Source organism: Duganella caerulea (genome assembly GCF_040362985.1).
Lineage (GTDB): Bacteria > Pseudomonadota > Gammaproteobacteria > Burkholderiales > Burkholderiaceae_D > Rugamonas > Rugamonas vulcania.
On sequence record NZ_BPWJ01000002.1, the window covers coordinates 151,206 to 171,061 of the forward strand.

General features: G+C 65.2%; 23 protein-coding genes. 19 read left to right on the forward strand and 4 right to left on the reverse strand.

Features of this window, described 5'->3' with window-relative positions; all coding sequences use genetic code 11:
- Positions 1-18: 18 nt before the first annotated feature.
- The 6 genes from ACUJB0_RS05485 (at position 19) to ACUJB0_RS05510 (ending at position 6,179) form a co-directional block, all read left to right on the forward strand.
- Complete coding sequence (locus tag ACUJB0_RS05485) at positions 19-1,071, forward strand: SPOR domain-containing protein (RefSeq protein WP_444844349.1); 1,053 nt, start codon at positions 19-21, stop codon at positions 1,069-1,071.
- 17 nt (positions 1,072-1,088) lie between these two features.
- On the forward strand, positions 1,089-1,577 hold the full coding sequence (locus ACUJB0_RS05490) for a CvpA family protein (RefSeq protein WP_444844350.1): 489 nt from the start codon (positions 1,089-1,091) through the stop codon (positions 1,575-1,577).
- Positions 1,578-1,616: 39 nt separating this feature from the next.
- Complete coding sequence (purF, locus tag ACUJB0_RS05495) at positions 1,617-3,140, forward strand: amidophosphoribosyltransferase (protein WP_444844351.1); 1,524 nt, start codon at positions 1,617-1,619, stop codon at positions 3,138-3,140.
- 55 nt (positions 3,141-3,195) lie between these two features.
- Positions 3,196-4,440 carry a cystathionine gamma-synthase family protein gene (locus ACUJB0_RS05500; RefSeq protein WP_444844352.1) on the forward strand — a complete coding sequence of 415 codons (1,245 nt, stop codon included), beginning with the start codon at positions 3,196-3,198 and terminating at the stop codon, positions 4,438-4,440.
- 57 nt (positions 4,441-4,497) lie between these two features.
- The gene (locus ACUJB0_RS05505) at positions 4,498-4,992 is read left to right on the forward strand and encodes a hypothetical protein (protein WP_444844353.1); all 495 of its coding nucleotides are present in this window, start codon (positions 4,498-4,500) and stop codon (positions 4,990-4,992) included.
- A 71-nt stretch (positions 4,993-5,063) separates the two neighbouring features.
- Positions 5,064-6,179, forward strand: a complete 1,116-nt coding sequence (locus ACUJB0_RS05510) for a serine hydrolase domain-containing protein (RefSeq protein ID WP_444844354.1) — start codon at positions 5,064-5,066, stop codon at positions 6,177-6,179.
- Positions 6,180-6,182: 3 nt separating this feature from the next.
- Here ACUJB0_RS05510 and lexA read toward each other — a convergent pair whose 3' ends face one another.
- On the reverse strand, positions 6,183-6,821 hold the full coding sequence (gene lexA / locus ACUJB0_RS05515) for a transcriptional repressor LexA (RefSeq protein WP_028819547.1): 639 nt from the start codon (positions 6,819-6,821) through the stop codon (positions 6,183-6,185).
- A gap of 211 nt (positions 6,822-7,032) precedes the next feature.
- Here lexA and rpsF point away from each other — a divergent pair, with 211 nt between their 5' ends.
- From rpsF to ACUJB0_RS05555, 8 genes are all read left to right on the forward strand, one after another.
- Positions 7,033-7,419, forward strand: a complete 387-nt coding sequence (rpsF, locus tag ACUJB0_RS05520) for a 30S ribosomal protein S6 (protein ID WP_028819549.1) — start codon at positions 7,033-7,035, stop codon at positions 7,417-7,419.
- An 18-nt stretch (positions 7,420-7,437) separates the two neighbouring features.
- Positions 7,438-7,743, forward strand: coding sequence for a primosomal replication protein N (gene priB / locus ACUJB0_RS05525; RefSeq protein WP_161085840.1), 306 nt, complete (start codon positions 7,438-7,440; stop codon positions 7,741-7,743).
- A gap of 15 nt (positions 7,744-7,758) precedes the next feature.
- Complete coding sequence (rpsR, locus tag ACUJB0_RS05530) at positions 7,759-8,049, forward strand: 30S ribosomal protein S18 (RefSeq protein WP_008450941.1); 291 nt, start codon at positions 7,759-7,761, stop codon at positions 8,047-8,049.
- Positions 8,050-8,083: 34 nt separating this feature from the next.
- Entirely contained in the window at positions 8,084-8,536 is a 453-nt protein-coding gene (gene rplI / locus ACUJB0_RS05535) for a 50S ribosomal protein L9 (RefSeq protein WP_028819628.1), read from the forward strand.
- Positions 8,537-8,658: 122 nt separating this feature from the next.
- Positions 8,659-10,044 (forward strand): replicative DNA helicase, encoded by a 1,386-nt coding sequence (locus tag ACUJB0_RS05540; RefSeq protein ID WP_161085827.1) that lies wholly within the window; start codon positions 8,659-8,661, stop codon positions 10,042-10,044.
- Between the two features lie 73 nt (positions 10,045-10,117).
- Complete coding sequence (locus ACUJB0_RS05545; RefSeq protein WP_028819630.1) at positions 10,118-10,744, forward strand: DUF47 domain-containing protein; 627 nt, start codon at positions 10,118-10,120, stop codon at positions 10,742-10,744.
- A gap of 28 nt (positions 10,745-10,772) precedes the next feature.
- Positions 10,773-11,783 (forward strand): inorganic phosphate transporter, encoded by a 1,011-nt coding sequence (locus ACUJB0_RS05550; protein ID WP_161085826.1) that lies wholly within the window; start codon positions 10,773-10,775, stop codon positions 11,781-11,783.
- A gap of 67 nt (positions 11,784-11,850) precedes the next feature.
- Positions 11,851-12,237, forward strand: a complete 387-nt coding sequence (locus tag ACUJB0_RS05555; protein ID WP_444844355.1) for a hypothetical protein — start codon at positions 11,851-11,853, stop codon at positions 12,235-12,237.
- Here ACUJB0_RS05555 and ACUJB0_RS05560 read toward each other — a convergent pair.
- The 3 genes from ACUJB0_RS05560 to ACUJB0_RS05570 all read right to left on the reverse strand — a co-directional run bounded on the left by ACUJB0_RS05560 (position 12,214) and on the right by ACUJB0_RS05570 (position 13,766).
- Positions 12,214-12,534 (reverse strand): TetR-like C-terminal domain-containing protein, encoded by a 321-nt coding sequence (locus tag ACUJB0_RS05560; protein ID WP_444844356.1) that lies wholly within the window; start codon positions 12,532-12,534, stop codon positions 12,214-12,216. The two genes, ACUJB0_RS05555 and ACUJB0_RS05560, sit on opposite strands and share 24 nt — an antisense overlap.
- A gap of 16 nt (positions 12,535-12,550) precedes the next feature.
- Positions 12,551-12,769, reverse strand: a complete 219-nt coding sequence (locus ACUJB0_RS05565; protein WP_444844357.1) for a hypothetical protein — start codon at positions 12,767-12,769, stop codon at positions 12,551-12,553.
- A 148-nt stretch (positions 12,770-12,917) separates the two neighbouring features.
- Positions 12,918-13,766 (reverse strand): DUF2306 domain-containing protein, encoded by an 849-nt coding sequence (locus tag ACUJB0_RS05570; protein ID WP_444844358.1) that lies wholly within the window; start codon positions 13,764-13,766, stop codon positions 12,918-12,920.
- Positions 13,767-13,967: 201 nt separating this feature from the next.
- Here ACUJB0_RS05570 and ACUJB0_RS05575 point away from each other — a divergent pair, with 201 nt between their 5' ends.
- From ACUJB0_RS05575 to ACUJB0_RS05595, 5 genes are all read left to right on the forward strand, one after another.
- Positions 13,968-15,050 carry a sensor histidine kinase gene (locus tag ACUJB0_RS05575; RefSeq protein ID WP_444844359.1) on the forward strand — a complete coding sequence of 361 codons (1,083 nt, stop codon included), beginning with the start codon at positions 13,968-13,970 and terminating at the stop codon, positions 15,048-15,050.
- Positions 15,047-15,826 carry a LytR/AlgR family response regulator transcription factor gene (locus ACUJB0_RS05580; RefSeq protein WP_444844360.1) on the forward strand — a complete coding sequence of 260 codons (780 nt, stop codon included), beginning with the start codon at positions 15,047-15,049 and terminating at the stop codon, positions 15,824-15,826. The genes ACUJB0_RS05575 and ACUJB0_RS05580 overlap by 4 nt, the downstream gene beginning before the upstream one ends.
- Positions 15,827-15,905: 79 nt before the next feature.
- Positions 15,906-18,401 (forward strand): MASE4 domain-containing protein, encoded by a 2,496-nt coding sequence (locus ACUJB0_RS05585; RefSeq protein WP_444844361.1) that lies wholly within the window; start codon positions 15,906-15,908, stop codon positions 18,399-18,401.
- A 72-nt stretch (positions 18,402-18,473) separates the two neighbouring features.
- Positions 18,474-19,325, forward strand: a complete 852-nt coding sequence (locus tag ACUJB0_RS05590; RefSeq protein ID WP_444844362.1) for a metallophosphoesterase — start codon at positions 18,474-18,476, stop codon at positions 19,323-19,325.
- Between the two features lie 10 nt (positions 19,326-19,335).
- The gene (locus tag ACUJB0_RS05595; RefSeq protein WP_444844363.1) at positions 19,336-19,794 is read left to right on the forward strand and encodes a GNAT family N-acetyltransferase; all 459 of its coding nucleotides are present in this window, start codon (positions 19,336-19,338) and stop codon (positions 19,792-19,794) included.
- Positions 19,795-19,856 lie beyond the last annotated feature (62 nt).

The following is a 19,856-nucleotide window of genomic DNA, read 5'->3' on the forward strand; positions in this document are numbered from 1 at the left end:
ACAGGACTGAAATCACGCATGGGCTTGTTCTCGAAACTCGGTAAAAACAAGCAAGAGGCCGCCGGTCAGGACAGCGGCTATTACACCAGCGCAGATGACCAGGCCGCGACGGAGCGCGCACGCTCCAAACGCGCCTCGTCGGCGGATGGTTCCGCCAAATCCCGCCGCGGCAAGGACCGCGAAGCGGACGATCCTGTATTGCCGGAAAAGAAACGCGCGCGTCGCCGCCTGGTCGGCGCCATCGCACTGGCGCTGGGCGTGGCCATCGGCCTGCCGATGGTGCTCGATTCCGAGCCGAAGCCGCTGGCGTCCGACATCGATATCAAGATCCCGGCCAAGGACAAGCCGGCCGAGGCCGCACCTGCGCCCGCGCCAGCCGCGCCGGTGCCCCAGAGCGCCGCGCTGGACAGCCGCGAAGAAATCGTCGACGACGTCAAGCCGTCCAAGCCTGCCGCGCCTGTGGCAGCCGCACCGAAGCCAGCCGCCCCCGCGCCTGTGGCCGCCGCGCCCGTCACGCCGCCGCCCGTTGCCCCCGTCAAGGTCGACACCGCCAAGCGCGAAGCCGAACTGAAGGCCGAAGCCAAGGCCAAGGCGGACGCCATCGCCAAGAACAAAGCCGACAACGAAGCCAAGGCCCGCCAGGACGCCGACTACAAGCAGGAAGTCGAACGCAAGCAGGCCGAGGTGAAAGCCGAAGCCAAGGCCAAGGCGGAAGCCGAGCGCAAGCTGGCCGAAGCCAAGGCCGCCAAGCAGGCCGACAGCGCCAAGCCGGCCGCAACCTCGGAAGACGCGCGCGCGCTGGCCATCCTAGAGGGCAAGCCCGCCGCCAAGCCTGCCGCCGAATCGGGCCAGAAGTTCGTGCTGCAGGTGGCCGCGCTGAGCGACCAGGGAAAGGTGGACGAGCTGCGCGAAAAACTGAAAAAAGCCGGCATTAGCTCCTACACGCAAAAGACGCCGTCCGGTGACATCACCCGCGTGCGCGTGGGCCCGTTCACCAACAAGGATGAGGCCGAAAAAGTGCGGGCCAAGCTGAGCGCCATGGGCCTGAACGGCCGCCTCGAAACCGTCTGATCCGGCAGGCGCGCGACGTGACGATCTTCGATTATCTGGTGATTTTTGTATTGGTCGCGTCGGTCATCATCAGCATGATGCGCGGCCTGGTGAAGGAAGTGTTGTCGCTGGCGGGGTGGGTGGTGGCCTTCGTGGTCGCCAACGCCTACGCCGCCGCGCTGGCGCCCATGCTGCCGCCGGTGGTGCCGGGCGAGGTGCTGCGCCTGATCCTGGCCTTTATCGCACTGTTTATCGGTGTGAAGATTTTGACGGGCCTGCTAGGCATGGCGCTGGGCGCCTTGCTCGATGCCGGCGGCCTCAGCATCGTGGACCGCGCGCTGGGCATGGTGTTCGGCTTCGGCCGCGGCCTTGTAATTGTGCTGGCCGGTGTCATCCTGTGTGGGATGACGTCGATACCGCAACAAGCATTCTGGAAGGATGCGCGACTGAGTCCGCTCGCGGAGACCGGAGCGCATAGGGTGAAAGCCTTTCTTCCCGCTGCCATGGCGCAGCATGTGAATTTTTGAATTCTTTAAATCAGTAGCACCCAGTCCAGGAGCAACATCATGTGTGGCATCGTCGGCGTCGTTTCTCATCAACCTGTCAACCAACTGCTGTATGACGCATTGCTGCTGCTGCAGCATCGCGGCCAGGATGCGGCAGGTATCGCGACCAATCACAGCAGCATGTTCGCCATGCACAAGGCCAACGGCCTCGTTCGTGACGTTTTCCGTACCCGTAACATGCGTACGCTGCAAGGCAATTCCGGCATCGGTCACTGCCGCTATCCAACCGCCGGCTCGTCGAGCGAGGAAGAGGCGCAGCCGTTCTACGTCAACGCGCCGTTCGGCATCACGCTGGCGCATAACGGCAACCTGACCAACTGGGAACAGCTCAAGAAGGAAATGTTCCAGAACGACCGCCGCCACATCAACACCGATTCCGATTCGGAAGTGCTGCTGAACGTGCTGGCCCACGAGATCCAGAAAGCCACCACCGGCATCTCGATCGACGCCGACACCATCTTCGACGCCGTGACCGTGCTGCATCGCCGCGTGCGCGGCGGCTACGCTGCCGTGGCGCAGATCGCCGGCGTCGGCCTGCTGGCCTTCCGCGATCCGTTCGGCATCCGTCCGCTGTGCCTGGGCATCAACGAGAGCGAGCAGGGCACCGAGTACCTGATCGCCTCCGAGTCCGTGGCGCTGGAAGGCATGGGCTTCCGCTTCGTGCGCGACATCGCGCCGGGCGAGGCCGTCTTCATCGACGCCGACAAGCAGTTGCACTCGCGCCAGTGCGCCGACAATCCATCGCTCAATCCTTGCGTGTTCGAGTTCGTCTACCTGGCCCGTCCGGATTCCGTCATCGACGGCGCCTCCGTGTACGCCACCCGCCTGAAAATGGGCGAGTACCTGGCCGAGAAGATCAAGCGCGAATTCAAGGATGGCGAGATCGACGTCGTCATGCCGATTCCGGATTCGTCGCGTCCCGCCGCGATCCAGCTGGCGCTGGCGCTGAACGTGGAATACCGCGAAGGCTTCATCAAGAACCGCTACATCGGCCGCACCTTCATCATGCCGGGCCAGGCCGCGCGCAAGAAGTCCGTGCGCCAGAAGCTGAACGCCATCGCTTCCGAGTTCAAGGACAAGGTCGTGCTGCTGGTGGATGACTCCATCGTGCGCGGCACCACCAGCCGCGAGATCGTGCAGATGGCGCGCGAAGCCGGCGCCAAGAAAGTGATCTTCGCTTCGGCGGCGCCACCGGTGATCTTCCCTAACGTGTACGGCATCGACATGCCTACCCGCGACGAGCTGATCGCCTACGGCCGCAGCACCGAGGAAGTGTGCCGCGAGATCACCGCCGATCACCTGGTCTACCAGGACATCGACGCGTTGAAGCGCGCCATCTCCGACGTCAATCCGGCGTTGAAGAACTTCGAGGCTTCGTGTTTCGACGGCGTGTACGTCACCGGCGACATCTCCAAGGACTACCTGGACAAGCTGGAGTACGCGCGCCACCATCCGAAGGCCTCCGCCCCCGAGGACGCGGGCCGCTCGCAATTGAACCTGAATCTCGCGACCGCCGAAGGCTGATGTCGCGCCCGGTGCGGTTCACGCCGCACCGGGCTTTTTTTTTGAATACGCGAATATGAACGACAAGAAGAATTACGGCTTCACCACCACCATCCTGCACAACGATCGCCAGAAGGGCATCGAGCACGGTTCGCTGCACAAGCCCATCCACACCTCGGTCGCGTTCGGCTATGGCGACGCGCGCCAGCTGGCGTCTGTCTTCCAGGGCAAGGAGCCGGGCTTCCGCTACGGCCGCCAGGGCAACCCGACCATCTCCGCGCTGGAAGACAAGGTCACCAAGATGGAGCAGGGCGTCGGCACGATCTGCTTCGCCACCGGCATGGGCGCGATCGGCGCCGTGTTCCAGTCGCTGCTGCGCGCGGGCGACCATGTGGTGTCCTCGTCGTTCTTGTTCGGTAACACCAACAGCCTGTGGCAGACCACCATGGCGCAGGGCGTGGGCGTGTCGTTCGTCGACGCCACCGACGTCGCCAACGTGGCAGCCGCCATCACCGACCAGACGCGCGTGGTGTTCGTCGAAACCATCGCCAACCCGCGCACGCAAGTGGCGGACCTGAAGCGCATCGGCGAGCTGTGCAAGGAACGCGGCATCCTCTACATCGTCGACAACACGATGACCACGCCTTACCTGTTCCGTCCGAAAGCGGTGGGCGCCGGGCTGGTGGTCAACGCGCTGACCAAGTCGATCGGCGGTCACGGCAACGCGCTGGGCGGCAGCCTGACCGACACCGGCGTCTACGACTGGACCCGGTTCGCCAACATCTACGAGAACTACAAGAAAGCCGCGCCGCTGCAATGGGGCTTGGCGCAGATCCGCGCCAAGGGCCTGCGCGACTTTGGCGCCTCGCTGGCGCCGGAAGCGGCGCATCACATCGCCGTCGGCGCCGAAACGCTGGCGCTGCGCATGGAGCGCACCAGCGCCAATGCGCTGGCCTTGGCCCGCCTGCTGGAAAGCGACGAGCGCGTGGCCGCCGTCTACTATCCCGGCCTGGCATCGCACCCGCAGCACGCGATCTCCGCCGAGCTGTTCCGCAGCTTCGGCTCCCTGCTGAGCTTTGAGCTGAAAGACGGCATCGACTGCTTCGACTTCCTCAACCGCCTGAAGCTGGCGATCCCGGCCTCCAACCTGGGCGACACGCGCACGCTGATCATCCCGGTGGCGCACACGATTTTCTACGAGATGGGGGCCGAGCGCCGCGCCTCGATGGGCATCGCCGAGTCGCTGATACGGGTATCGGTCGGCATCGAGGATACCGACGATCTGCTGGACGATTTCACCTGCGCGCTGGAAGCTTGCTGAGCGCAGCCTCAAGTTGTGATAATCTAAGCTTTCAATTTTGCTAAGCGCGGAGGCGATATGAAGGCAGCATGGGTTCTGGCATTGACCGTGCTGTCGAGTAGCGCCTTCGCGGGCGACCAGGCCAGCCGCCAGGCGCGGCAGGCCGAGATCGAGTACTACACCAGCCACTACGACGGCGCCGACATCGCGCTGGCCCGTTTCAACTGCAAGGCGCCCAACATCCCGATGCGTCCGGCCACGGCCGGCGGACCGGCGCTCACGCAGGCGCTGGCCGCCTGGCATGACTGCTACGATCGATTCCTGGCCAACTACAACGCCGCGCTCCCGGTCGGCAAGAGCATCCCCGCCGACCTGGCCGACCTGATGACGGACGATGAGATGGGCGCCGCCCAAGCCTTGATGAGCCAGGTGTTCGTGCAAGTGGCGGACGAGGCCAAGCGCCAGGCTGACGCGGTCACCCTGGCGCAGAGCGCGTTGGAGGGCAGGCAAGGCGATCTCGCCCTGAGCGCGCGCGACCTGTCGCATCAGCCCGAGACCGCCGGCAAGCGCTAGCCGGCCGAATGGCGGAAATTGATGCAAGATTGTCTGTTCAATACATGCTGATGTTTGGTAGTCTGCGTGGCATGACTACACCATTCCGTTCGAAACAAATGCTGGCGCTGCTGGGCGGCGCATTCCTTGCCACTGTCGTCCACGCCGCACCGGCCAGCGACGCCGAACTGCTCGCCATGATGAAAACCCGCGTCGATATCGACCACGCCGGTACCGGCATGGTGGTCGGCATCATCGACGCCAAGGGCAGCCATGTGCTGGCCTACGGCAGCCTGAGCGAGGGCGGGGCGCCGGTCGATGCGGACACAGTCTACGAGATCGGCTCCATCACCAAGGTGTTCACCGCCACCATCCTCAGCGATATGGCCCTGCGTGGCGAAGTGAGCCTGGCCGATCCAGTGGCGCGCTACCTGCCGGCCGCCGCGGCGCCGCCGGCCTTCGGCGGACGGCAGATCACGCTGACCGACCTGTCGTCGCAAGTGTCCGGCATCCCCAGCATTCCGGGCAACATCGCGCCCAGGGACGAGAACAACCCCTTTGCCGACTACACGGTGCCGCAGTTGTACGAGTTCGTGCACGGCTACACGCCCACGCGCGCGGCGGGCGAACGCTACGAGTATTCGAATGCCGGCGTCGGCCTGCTGGGCCATGCGCTGACGCTGCGCGCTGGCGTGGACTACGAAACCCTGGTGCGCCAGCGCATCACCGGCCCGCTGGGCATGTCCAGCACGGCCATCGCGTTGACGCCGTCCATGCGCCAGCATCTGGCCACCGGCTACGACATGCCGGGCAGGGTGGCGGCCAACTGGGACATGCCGGCGCTGGCAGGCATGGGCGCGCTGCGCTCGTCGACGGCGGACATGCTGAAGTTTGTGGGAGCGAATATGGGACTGCGGAAGACGCCGCTGTACGGTGCGATGCAGGCGGCGCATCAACCGCGTCATACGGTCGAAGGCAAGCCTGAATTATCGGTGGGGCTGGGATGGCATGTGCTGGAGCAGCACGGCTCGCACATCGTCTGGCACAACGGCGGCACGGGCGGCTACCGCACCTACATCGGCTTCGACACCAGCACGCAGCGGGGCGTGGTGCTGATGTCGAACTCGCACATGGGCTCGGACGATATCGCCAGGCGCGCGCTCAATAGCGCGTTCCCGCTCATCGTGCCGAAGCCGATGTCGATGTAATACTTAGTGCCAGCTGCGCATCAGGCCGACCGCCAGGCCTTCCAGCGCGAACTCGTCGGCTTCGGGATCGACCTTGATGATCTTGAAGTCCGGGTTTTCCGGCAGCAGCTCGACGGTGGAGCCGGTCTTGCGATAGCGCTTGACCGTGACATCGTTGCCGATGCGGGCCACGACGATCTGGCCGTTCTTGGCGCTGTCCACCTTCTTGACCGCCAGCAGGTCGCCGTCCATGATGCCGGCGTCGCGCATCGACTCGCCGCGCACCTTCAGCAGGTAGTCCGGCTTGGAGGAGAACATGGCCGGATCGACGCTGTAGCTGGTCTCCAGGTTTTCCTGCGCCAGGATGGGCGAGCCGGCGGCCACGCGGCCGATCAGCGGCAGCGACATCATCAGCGACACCGGTACCTTGGGCGTGGCTGGCTCGGCATGCACGCCCAGCAGGCGGATGCCGCGCGAGGTGCCGGCGGCGATCTCGATCGCGCCCTTGCGCGCCAGCGCCTGCAAATGCTCCTCGGCCGCGTTGGCGGACTTGAAGCCCAGTTCATTGGCGATCTCGGCTCGGGTCGGCGGGAAGCCGGTGTTCTCGATGGCATCCTTGATCAGATTGAGAATTTGTTCCTGTCTTGCGGTGAGCTTGATCATAGAGTGCTTTAGGCCTGTGTATATAGACAGTCTGTATTTTTGTACAGTGTGAAGCGAAAAGCAAGGGAATTTGTTGCTTTGAGCGAAATAAATTCATGGAGCGGGCGGATTGTCTTTTGCCGGGAAAGCTGATATAGTCGCGGGCTTACCTCTTCCCACACCTGTCTTGACGCCAGGGTGGGCTATATTCACAGTCCTTAAGGGAGTTTGCATGCGTCACTATGAAATAGTATTTATCGTCCACCCGGACCAGAGCGAGCAAGTGCCCGCCATGATCGAGCGTTACAAAACCACCGTAACGACCCGCGGCGGCGCCGTGCACCGTGTTGAAGATTGGGGCCGTCGTCAGATGGCTTACTCGATCCAGAAACTGGCTAAAGCACACTACATCTGCCTGAACATCGAATGCGACAACGAGACCCTGGTCGAGCTGGAAACCGCCTTCAAATTCAATGATGCCGTGCTGCGTCACCTGACCGTCAAGATGAAGAAAGCGGAAACCGCTCCTTCGCCGATGATGAAGTCGGTACAACGTGAAGATGCGGCGAAATCGCATCGCACCGAAGCTCCAGCAGCCGCTGCTGCTCCTGCGGCCTAATTGTTACCGGGAACCGAGCTGAATCAGCTCCAGTTGATTGCCTTGATCGCCGAACGGGACGCCTTGCGCTACACCCCGGCCGGCATGCCGATCGTGAACGCTGTACTCCAGCACCGGTCGCAGCAGGTCGAGGCAGGCATCGCCCGATTGAGCGAGTTTGAAGTTGCCGCGGTTGCCGCGGGCGAGATTTCAGGCCGCTTCAGTCAGGCGCCACTGGCAGGCATGTATCAGTTCACCGGTTTCCTGAACAAGAAGAATCGCAATAGCAAAAGCCTGGTGTTTCACATCATTGATTTTAGTGCTGTCCCAGACAGCTCAATTTAGATACAGGAGCCTAAAATGGCATTCGGTAAAAAGTTCGACAAAAACAAGCTCAAGCTGAAAGAAAAGCGCAAGCAACAAAACCCACTGTTCAAGCGTAAGAAATTCTGCCGCTTCACCGCAGCAAACGTAGAACAAGTTGACTACAAAGACGTCGACACCCTGAAAGACTTCGTCCAGGAAAACGGCAAAATCATGCCAGCACGTCTGACCGGTACCAAGGCGCACTACCAGCGTCAAGTTGACACCGCAATCAAGCGCGCTCGCTACCTCGCGCTGCTGCCTTACACCGATCTGCACCACGCTTAATTGCGTCGTCTAGATAAGATCCTGGAGAAGAACTATGCAAATCATTCTGTTAGAAAAAGTCGTCAACCTGGGCAACCTGGGTGAAGTCGTTAAAGTCAAAGACGGTTACGCACGTAACTTCCTGATTCCGCAAAAAATGGCTCGCCGCGCTACCGCGTCCGCCGTTGCTGAATTCGAAGTCAAGCGCGCTGAACTGGAAAAAGCCGCTGCTGAAAAGCTGGCTGCCGCTCAAGCCCAAGGCGAGAAACTGAACGGCATGACCGTGAACGTTTCGCAAAAAGCTGGTGTTGACGGCCGTCTGTTCGGTTCCGTGACCAACTTCGACATCGCTGAAGCCCTGAGCAAAGCTGGTTTCGCTGTTGAAAAAGCTGCCGTGCGCATGCCTACCGGTCCTCTGAAGACCGTTGGCGAGCACCCAGTCAGCGTTGCTCTGCACACCGACGTGGTGGTGGAAGTGACCGTTGCTGTCGTGGGCGAAGCTGCCTAATACTTTTTCAGGCGGAAACGTCTGATCAGTGTTGCAACACCTTTGAAAAAGCCGGGCTTGCCCGGCTTTTTTCTCGTCATAAATTTGTAATACGGCTCAAGCAAGCAGGTATAATTCGCGCCATGAACGCCCCCTCCGATCCGCAAGTCGATTCACTCCGCGTCCCGCCGCATTCCATCGAAGCAGAACAGTCCGTCATCGGCGGCCTGCTGCGCGATAATGCGGCGTTCGACCGCATTGCGGACATGATGCACCCCGAAGACTTCTACCGCTACGACCACCGCATCATCTACGAGCAGATCGTCAAGATGATCAATGGCTCGAAGCCGGCCGACGTCATCACGGTGTTCGAGACCCTGACTCAGCTGGGCAAAGCGGAAGACGTGGGCGGCCTGGCCTACCTGAACGCGATGGCGCAAAACACGCCATCTGCCGCCAACATCCGCCGTTACGCCGAGATCGTGCGCGATCGCTCCATCCTGCGCCAGCTGATCACGGTGGCCGACGAAATTTCCGGCCAGGCGTTCACGCCTCAGGGCAAGGAAGTCAAGCAGATGCTCGACGAGGCCGAGTCCAAGATCTTCGCCATCGCCGAGCAGGGCGCGCGCGGCGCGGCTGGCTGGCTGCCGGTGCAGCCGCTGCTGACCCAGGTGGTCGAGCGCATCGACGAGCTGTACTCGCGCGATTCCGGCTCCGAGATCACCGGCGTGCCGACCGGCTGGATCGACCTCGACCGCATGACCTCCGGCCTGCAGCCGGGCGACATGGTGGTGGTGGCGGGCCGTCCGTCGATGGGCAAGACCGCGTTCTCGATGAACATCGCCGAGAACGTCGCGGTGGAAGAAGGCCTGCCGGTGGCCGTGTTCTCGATGGAGATGGGCGGCGTGCAGCTGGCCATGCGTATGCTGGGCTCGGTTGGCCAGCTGGACCAGCACCGCCTGCGTACCGGTAAATTGAACGACGAGGATTGGCCGCGCCTGACGCACGCCATCCAGAAAATGAACGACGCCCAGGTCTACATCGACGAGACCCCGGCGCTGAACCCGATCGAGATGCGCGCCCGCGCGCGCCGCCTGTCGCGCCAGTGCGGCAAGCTGGGCCTGATCGTGGTCGACTACCTGCAGCTGATGCAGGGCTCCACCCCGGGCGACAACCGCGCCTCGGAGATTTCCGAGATTTCCCGATCGCTGAAAGGCCTGGCCAAGGAGCTGCAGTGCCCGGTGATCGCGCTGTCGCAGCTGAACCGCTCGCTGGAGCAACGCCCCAACAAACGTCCCGTCATGTCCGACCTGCGCGAATCCGGCGCTATCGAGCAGGACGCGGACGTGATCATCTTCCTGTATCGCGACGAGGTCTACAACCCGGACTCGCCCGATAAGGGAACGGCCGAGATCATTATCGGTAAGCAGCGTAACGGCCCGATCGGCTCGGTACGCCTGACCTGGATCGGCCAGTACACCAAGTTTGGCAACTACGTCGGTAACCTGGCGCTGTATCAAGGCGATTAAGCCAGGGCGATTAATCTTTAAGCCGTCCTTATCCTGGGCGGCGATCTGCAGTAAACATGAACCGGAGAATAAAATGTTTGGACGTTTGATGCCCACCGAGGGCAAATTTTTTGACCTGTTTAACCAACACGCCGATCTGTGCGTCAAAGGTGCAAAAGAAATGCTGGGCCTGATGTCCAATTTCGACGATCTGGAAAATCGCGTGCACGCGATCGAGAGCATCGAAAAGCAGGCCGACAAGATCACCTACGCCACCGTCGACCTGTTGCACAAGACCTTCATCACGCCGATCGACCGCGACGACATCCACAAGCTGATCACCCGCATGGACGACATCCTCGACCTGCTGGAAGACGCGGCCCAGACCGTCTCGCTGTACGACCTGCACTCGGTCACGCCGGAAGCCAAGCGCCTGGCCGAGCTGGTGCTGGCCTGCACCGAGAAGGTCCGCGACGCTGTGGCCCTGCTGCACAACATGGACAACTCGCGCCAGATCGTCGCCATCTGCGAAGAGATCGACCGCCTGGAATCGGACGCCGACCACGTGATGCGCGCCGCCATGTCCAAGCTGTTCCGCGACGAACCGGACGTGCGCAACCTGATCAAGATGAAGGCCATCTACGAGATCCTGGAAACCGTGACCGACCGTTGCGAAGATGTGGCCAACATCATCGAAGGCATCATCGTCGAAAACGCATAACGCATAACTACAAAAAGAAACGTCCAATATGCATACCCTACAAATCAGCATCTACGTGCTGGGCGTCCTGATCGCCCTGGCGCTGGTGTTTGACTTCATGAACGGCTTCCACGACGCCGCCAACGCGATCGCGACCGTGGTGTCGACCGGCGTGCTCAAGCCGCAGACGGCGGTGGCCATGGCCGCGCTGTTCAACTTCACCGCCATCTTCGTGGTCGGTCTGCACGTGGCGTCCACGGTGGGCAAGGGCACCATCGATCCCGGCATCGTCGACCAGTACGTGATCTTCGGCGCGCTGGTCGGCGCCATCGTGTGGAACCTGTTCACCTGGTACTACGGCATTCCCTCGTCGTCCTCGCACGCGCTGATCGGCGGCCTGGTCGGCGCCGCGGTGGCCAAGTCCGGCACCGGCGCGCTGGTCGGCGGCGGCCTGCTCAAGACGGTGCAGTGGATCATCCTGTCGCCGCTGATGGGCTTTGTGTTCGGCTCCATCATCATGCTGATCGTATCGTGGATCTTCGTGCGCTCGACGCCGCGCCGGGTCGACAAATGGTTCCGCCGTTTGCAGCTGGTGTCGGCCGCGTCGTACAGCCTGGGCCACGGCGGCAATGACGCGCAAAAGACCATCGGCATCATCTGGATGCTGCTGATCGCGGTTGGCCAGGTGCCGGCCGGCGACGCCTCGCCGCCGCTGTGGGTGGTGATCTCGTGCTACACGGCGATCTCGTTCGGCACGCTGTTCGGCGGCTGGCGCATCGTCAAGACCATGGGCCAGAAGATCACCAAGCTCAAACCGGTGGGCGGCTTCTGCGCCGAAACCGGCGGTGCGCTGACCCTGCTGATCGCCTCGCACTTCGGCGTGCCGGTCTCGACCACGCACACCATCACCGGCGCGATCGTCGGCGTCGGCTCGGCGCAGAAGATGTCGGCGGTGCGCTGGGGTGTGGCGGGCAATATCGTGTGGGCCTGGGTGTTCACCATCCCGGCCTCGGCGTTCGTGGCCGCGCTGGCCTGGTGGGTTGGTCACCACATCATGTAAGAAACAAGGGAGCTTCGGCTCCCTTTTTTAATGCGTTAGAATCGGAAATTCTCTTGATGGACGTGGCATGCAGAAAATCGATTTTGCGCAGTTGATGTTGTTGGCGCGGGCCTCTGCCGATGTGGTTGTGCCTTGTAGTTGCTGTACCGTTTCGCTGGCGGCGTGGCAGCGCTTGCCGGCCACGCTGGAGCTCGACCGCTTCGAGGAAGTCGGCACGTTGATGGACGATCCTTACGATGAGCCCACCTTCGCCGAATACCATCCGCACGGCACGCGCTACGAGAGCGACGACGCGCCGATCTCGCCGCGCCACTATCCATGCAACCTGAGTCAGGTCGCGCGCTGTTTGAACTGCGGCCGCCACTACCTGCGCTACAACGAGGCGGGCGGCTACTTCACCGAGCTGCGCATCCGCGCATTGCAGCCGCAGCTACTGGTCGACGCCGCCCTGTAGACTCAGCATCCGCGCCGCCATCGCGCGCGCCAGCACGGACGGTTCGGGCACGGCGATCGGCAGATCCGTGAGCGCCTCATCGATCGCCAGGTTCGCCAGCCCATGCGCCAGGCTCCATCCGGTCAGCGCCAGTTCCGGTCCGCGCGCCGCGTCGAAGGCGGTGGCCGCCGTGACCAGCACATGGAACGCGCCCTCGGCCGCCTGCTTCAGATCCGGATAGCGGGACTTCTGCGCCAGCATCGGGCCGAACATCAGGCGGAACTGCGCCGGCCGCGCGCGCGCAAATTCCACATACACCTCGCAGATGTCGCGCCTACGAGCGGGTGCTGCCGCAGTTCGCGGCCTCGCACCGGCATGTGATGCACGGCCACCATCCGCTGGCCGGCGAGCGCCGCACCATGGCGTCGACCGCGCAGTGGTATGCGCGGCTGGCGCGGCTGCTGCCGGGATTGCGTTTCGAGATCGATGCCGTGGCCGTCACCGGCTGGCCGTGGCGCACGGTCGCCACCGTGACGTGGAAGGACCGCTTCACGCTGCCTGACGGCAGTACCGGCTGCAACCAGGGTGTGCATGAATTCGAATTGCGCTGGGGCCGCGTGCACAAGCTGGAGGTCCACTGCGACACGGCCAAACTGGAAAGCTACTGCCGCAGCGCCGATCAGCGACGCCATCCAGATGGCCTAGTTGCCGTGGATATGCGGCAGCCACATCGCCATGCTGGCGCCGAAGATGCCCACGCCCATCGCCAGCGTCAGCAGCGCCAGGCCGCCCGCCACGGCCAGTTTGTGGCGGGCGCCGCCGGCGTCGCGGGCGCGCAGGTAGAGTTCCAGCATCGCCAGCGGCAGCAGCGATTCGCCGAACACCAGCACGTTGAGCGCCGGCCCGGTGAAGGTCTTGGGATCGAAGCCCACCGGGCCGCCGTTGACCAGTATCCAGAACAGCAGACCCACGCGGAAGAACCAACTGCCGCTGACCACCAGGAACAGCCGCAGCGCCCAGCGCCGGTGCGGATCCAGCCGGCGCGCCATCGCGTGGCGCACCGCGATGAAGGCGCACAGCACGATCAGCACGCCGTTCAGCGTGGTACCCCAATGCTGGGTCATGTCGCCGCCCGCGTTGCGGGTCCAGATCATGTAGATGCCGGCGATGGCGGTGACGACGGCCACCACAACGTAGACGCGCCCGCTCCAGCGGTGCAGCGCGGGGAAGCGGCCGCGTACCGCCGGGATCAGCTGCAGCGGTCCGGCCAGCGTGACGAAGGCGGCGATCGCAAGGTGCGCGGCCAGCGCGGCGTTGCCCGCGCGGTCGCCGGGAATGTAGCCTACCGGTAGCACCTTGTTCAAGCGCAGCCAGTCGCCCGCGGCGGCCGCGCCGCCGTAGAACGACACGATATACGTCACAAACACCGCCTGGCCGGCGACCGCCACCGCGAACCAGAACGTGGCGGCGGCCTTCAGCGCCTGGCCTGCGCGCATGCGCATCGAGGGCGCGCGGGGCAGGGCGCCGTTCATCAACAGGGTATCGGACATCGGACTCCTCCAAGGTTGTGGGACGCCGCACGCCGGCGCCGCATCGCGAATATGGCCGCGCGCCGCACCGCGCGCCAGCACGATCCGACGAACGACGGCCTTTTTGGCGCGAAGCACGGCCGGCGCCGACGAACGGCGACCGCGGAAAATTCGCCGCCATCGCGCCACGATTTCCGGCAAATCCGTGGCTATAATCGCTGCATGTCTACTACTTTGACCGCCGCGCCACCGCGCGGTTTCGCCTTGCTGCTGGGTTGGAGGCGCCTGCGCTTCACGCTGTGCGCCTCCTTCGTGATCGGCTTCCCGATCGCGCTCGGCTGGCATTCGGGCTTCCTGTCGCTGATGGTGCGCGTCGTGACGCTGGGCCTGCTGGCGATGCTGATGTTCGGCCTGTTCGAGCAATGGCCGCGCCGCCTGCCGTCGTGGCTGGCGCGCTGGGCCTTGCAGGTGATGGGCGTGGCCTTCATCATGCCCGCCGCCGTGTTCGCGATCTATGTGTGGTCCACCGAGCCCGGCGCGCCGGCGTTCTGGCAGGACTCCGAACGCCTGAGCGGCTTCTGGATGCTCACCGTCATCGGCATGCTGCTGGCGCCGTGGATGGCGCTGGGTGCGCTGGTGCGGCAAAAGGACGCGCTGGCCCGCCACCAGGCGCTGAGCTTCGAACTGCAGCGCAGCGAGCTGGAACGCCAGGCGCTGGACGCGCGCCTGCGCCTGCTGCAAGCGCAGGTCGAGCCGCACTTCCTGTTCAACACACTGGCCAATGTGCGCGAGCTGGTCGATTCCGGTTCGCCGCAGGCCTCGCCCGTGCTGGGCAGCCTGATCGCCTACCTGCGTGCGGCGGTGCCGCGCCTGCATGAAGCCACCACCACGATGGAGCAGGAGCTGCAGCTGGTGCGCGCCTACCTCGAGCTGATGCACATGCGCATGCCCGACCGCCTGCGGTTCACGCTGTCCGCCGACGACGCCGCACTCGCGCTGCCCTGTCCGCCGACCACGCTGTTGACGCTGGTCGAAAACGCGATCCGCCACGGCATCGACCCGAGCGAGGAGGGCGGCCGCATCGACGTCAGCGTGCGCCTGCGCGGCAGCCGCTGCCAGGCGCAGGTGGTCGACACCGGCGTCGGCCTGCAGGCGGCCGGCAACGGCCTGGGCACCGGCCTGGCGACGCTGCGCGAGCGTCTGCTGCTGGTGTTCGGCGCCGGCGCCTCCCTGCGCCTGAGCGCGGTGCAACCGCACGGCGTGTGCGCCGAGCTGGACCTCCCCGCGCCGGAGGGCAAGCCATGACGGCCCGCGCCCCGACCGCGCTGGTCGCCGACGACGAGCCACTGCTGCGCCAGTCGCTCACGCGCATGCTGGCGCAAGCGTGGCCCGCGCTGAACGTGGTGGCGCAGGCGCGCAACGGCCGCGAGGCGGTCGAGCAGTTCGAGGCGCTGCGGCCCGACATCTGTTTTCTCGACGTGCACATGCCGGGCCTGTCCGGCGTCGACGCGGCGATGCGGATCGGCGGCCGCGCGCACCTGGTGTTCGTCACCGCCTACACCGAGTACGCGGTCCAGGCCTTCGAGCAGGGCGCGCTCGACTACCTGGTCAAGCCGGTCGAGGCGACGCGGCTGGCGGAAACGGTGGCGCGCCTGCAGCGCCGCCACAGCGAACCGGCGCCGGACATGGCGCGCCTGCTGGAGCAGTTGTCGGCGCGGCTGGCCAGGCCGGAGGCGCCGCCGCCGCTGCGCTGGATCCGCGCCCAGGTGGGACAGGCGCTGTGCATGATCGCCGTCGACGAGATCGATTTCCTGCGCGCCGACGACAAATACACCCTGGTGGCCTGGCGCGGCGACCGGGGCCAGCCGGCCGAGGCCCTGATCCGCACGCCGCTGAAGGAACTGCTGGCGCAGCTGGATGGCGAGCGTTTCGCGCAGGTGCACCGCTCGGTGGTGGTCAACCTGGGCGCGGTCAGCCGCGTGATCCGTGGCGAAAACGAAACCGCCCAGATCCATCTAAAACATCGCGGGGACGTGCTGGCGGTCAGCCGCAGCTACCTGCACCTGTTCCGGCAGATGTGAGACGGCAGGCTGGCGAGCGTATCCGCAGATGCTACAATGGATTGCAGGCTGCAAGGCCCGCGACCACGGCGGAGGAAGCATGACAGACAGATCGCCGGCAGCAAGCTTGCCACTGTTGCCATTGATGGCGGCGGACCGGCAGTCGCGCAGGCGCGCGCTGGCGCTGACGCTGGTATCGGCGTTGGTGTTCTGCGCGCTGCTGCCGTACACCCAGGTACCGCTGGCGCCGCTGGCCGCCTTCATCCCCATCTACGAATCGAGCCTGCTGCTCAACGACCTGATCACCGCCGCGATGCTGTTCGGGCATTTCAGCGTGCTGCGCTCCAGGTCGCTGCTGGTGCTGGCCGGCGGCTACCTGTTCACCGCGCTGCTGACCGTGCCGCACATGCTGACCTTCCCCGGCTTGTTTTCGCCGGCCGGCCTGCTGGGCGGGCACAGCCAGGCCACCGCCTGGGTGTATGTGTTCTGGCACGCCGGTTTCCCCCTGTGCGTGATCGCCCACGCGCTGCTGGGCCATCGCGAGCGGCAGCGGCCGCACGCCCAGGCGCTGCCGGCGCGCGCCGTGCTGTGGGCGATCGTCGCCGCGCTGCTGGCCGCCGGCGCCTTCACCGCATTGGCCACGGCAGGCCACGAACTGCTGCCGCCGATCCTGGAGGGCGGCCGCTACACGCAGGCCGGCCGCGTCGCGCTGGGGAGCACCTGGGCTTGCAGCCTGGTCGCGCTGGTCGTGCTGTGGCGCTACTCCAGCCGCTCGCTGCTGGACATGTGGCTGGGCGTGGTCATGGGGGCCTGGCTGTGCGACATCGGCCTGTCGGCGGTGCTCAACGCCGGGCGCTACGACGTCGGCTTCTACGCCGGCCGCATCTACGGCCTGGTGGCGGCCAGCTGCGTGCTCATCGTGCTTCTGTTGGAGAGCAACAAGCTGTTCGCCCGCCTGGTGGCGTCGCACGAGCACGCGCTGCAGCGCGGCGCCGACCTGCATCGCCTGAATCTTCAAAACGAGCAGCGCGCCATGCAGTACGCGAACGCGCTGGAGGAACTGCATTTCAAGGAAGAGGAAATCCGCGCGGTGGTGCACAACATCGCCGACTGCGTGCTCACCACCGACGCCGCCGGCGTGGTCCGCAGCGCCAATCCCGCGCTGGGCAAGGTGTTCGGCTACACCCCGGCGGAGGTGGTGGGGCAGCACATCTCGCTGCTGATCCCGGAGCTGGCGGCCGACAGCGAGCGCGCCTTCATCCGCGACGGCGAGGTCGGCGGCCTGCACCGCGACGGCCGCCAGCTGCCGCTGGAACTGGCGATGAACGATTTCGAAATGCATGGCGCGCGGCGCTCGGTGGTGGTGCTGGCCGACATCAGCGAGCGCAAGCAGTTCGTGGCCGAGCTGCGGCGCGCGCAGGTCAAGGCCGAGCAGGCCAACCAGGCCAAGTCGACCTTCCTGGCCAACATGAGCCACGAGCTGCGCACGCCGCTCAACGCCATCCTCGGCTTCGCGCAGATCCTGCTGACGGACAAGATGCCGGTGACGCCGGAAAAGCGCCGCGAATTCACCCAGCACATCCTCACGGCCGGCAAGCACCTGCTGGTGCTGATTAACGAGGTGCTGGACCTGGCCAAGGTCGAGTCGGGCACGTTGTCGCTGTCGCTGGAGCCGGTCGAGCTGCAGGGCATGATGGTCGCCTGCCAGCAGATGATCGCCCCGCTGGCCGACAGCCGCGAGCTGCGCCTGCGCTTCGTGGCCGACCCCGGCATGTACGTGCAAGCCGACCACACGCGGCTCAAGCAGGTGCTGCTGAACTTGCTGACCAACGCCGTCAAGTACAACCGCAAGGGCGGGCTGGTCAGCGTGACCTGCCTCGCGCTCTCGCCCGAGCGCACGCAGATCGCGATCCAGGACGGCGGCGAAGGCCTGACCCAGGCCCAGCTGGGCCAGCTGTTCCAGCCCTTCAACCGGCTGGGGCGCGAGGCGCTCAGCGAGGAGGGCACCGGCATCGGCCTGGTGATGACGCGGCGCCTGGTGGAAATGATGGGCGGCACCATCGGCGTGAGCAGCACGGTGGGCGTGGGCAGCATGTTCTGGATCGAGCTGAACACGGCGGCGCGCGCCGGGCTGCCCGCGTTCGGCCAGCCGCAGCCGGCCTTGCCGGCGCTGGCCCCGCAGGACGGGGCACGCACCCTGCTGTACGTGGAGGACAACCCGGCCAACCTGACCCTGGTCCGGGAGCTGGTCGGTCTGCGCGGCGGCCTCACGCTGCTGAGCGCCAGCGAGGCGGCCACCGGCCTGCGGCTGGCGCGCGAGCGGCGGCCGGACGTGATCCTGATGGACATCAACCTGCCCGGCATGAGCGGCAATGAAGCCATGGCGCTGCTGCGCGCCGACCCCGCCACGCGCGACATCCCGGTCATCGCGCTGTCGGCCAACGCCATGCCGCACGACGTCGCGCGCAGCCGGCAGGAGGGCTTCCTGTGCTATCTGACCAAGCCCTTGAGCGTGGACGAGTTCAACGCCGCGCTGGACACGGCGCTGCGCAGCGTGGCGCCGCGGGCGGCCTTGCCCGGAAGCGCACCGGTCTGACGCGGCGGCGATGCGGGCCGGGCCGCAAATAGGCTATCATGCCGCCTCTTTACCCGTTTGATCCTTTTTTCCATGATAGTCCCCCGCAGCAAGCATTTCTCACCGCACCGGAGCAAGCTGGAAGCGCTGGTCAACGTCGTCCTGATGGGCGGCGTGGTGAGCGCGCTGAGCTACCATTGCCGCCTGCATGGCCGCCTGGGCGTGACCCGCCACGCGGTCGCGCTGCCGGCCGCCAAGCGCCTGCCGCGCCCGCTCAAGATCGCGTTTGCTTCCGATTTCCACGCCGGCCCGCCGACCCATGCCGGCATCTTCCGCGATCTGTTCGAGCGCATCGCCGCCGAGCAGCCGGATGTGCTGCTGATGGGCGGCGACTACGTGTCCGGCCCGGCCGCCAACGCGGCGGTGCTGAGTCCAGCGCTGGCGGCGTGCCGGCCGCCGCTGGGCAAGTTCGCCGTGCTGGGCAATCATGACCTGTCCACCGACGACGGCGACATCTGCCGCCGCTTCGAGGCGGCCGGCGTGCGGATGCTGGTCAACCGCGCGCTGGCGCTGCCGGCGCCGTTCGGCAATGTCGCCATCTGTGGCATGGACGATCCCTGGACCGGCGAGCCCGACGGCGCCGCCACCTTCGCCGGCGCCGATGCGGTGCGCGTGCTGCTGATGCACGCGCCGGACGGCCTGCTGTACCTGGACGGCGGGCGCTACGACGTGGCCTTCGCCGGCCACACGCACGGCGGCCAGATCGCGCTGCCCGGCGGCACGCCGCTGGTGCTGCCGGACGGTCCGCTGTCGCGTCCCTACCATTATGGACGCTTCCCGGTGCGCGACAACGGCGACCTCATCGTCAGTCGCGGCGTGGGTTGCAGCCGGATTCCGGTGCGCATCAACGCCGATCCCGAACTGGTGATCTGTACTGTGCAATAATCTGCACACCATGCATACCGACATCCAACTCCAGACCGAAGACCCCACCGCCCGCGACTCGCTGCTGCTGATGCAGGAATTGTCGACCGCGCTGGAAGCGATCACCGGCGACAGCGGCAACGCCTCGTTCAGCATCGAAGACGTGTGCGGCCCGGCGGGCTGCTTCGTGGTGGCGCGCGACGGCGCCGGCATGGCGCTCGGCTGCGGCGCGCTGAGGCCGCTGGAACCGGGCGTGGCCGAGATCAAGCGCATGTACGCGCGCCACGGCACCAGCGGCGTCGGCAGCGCCGTGCTGCGTTTCCTGGAAGAGCAGGCACAGGCGCTGGGCTACCAGGCCCTGTGGCTGGAGACGCGCCTGGTCAACCGCCGCGCCGTCGACTTCTACGAAGCGCGCGGCTACCACCGCATCGCCAACTACGGCAAATACATCGGCAACCCGCTGGCCGTCTGCTTCGAAAAACAACTGTAATAACACGAACGGCTTAAGCGCACGTTAGCTGTCGGCATGGTCTTACATGCGGATGGCGGGTG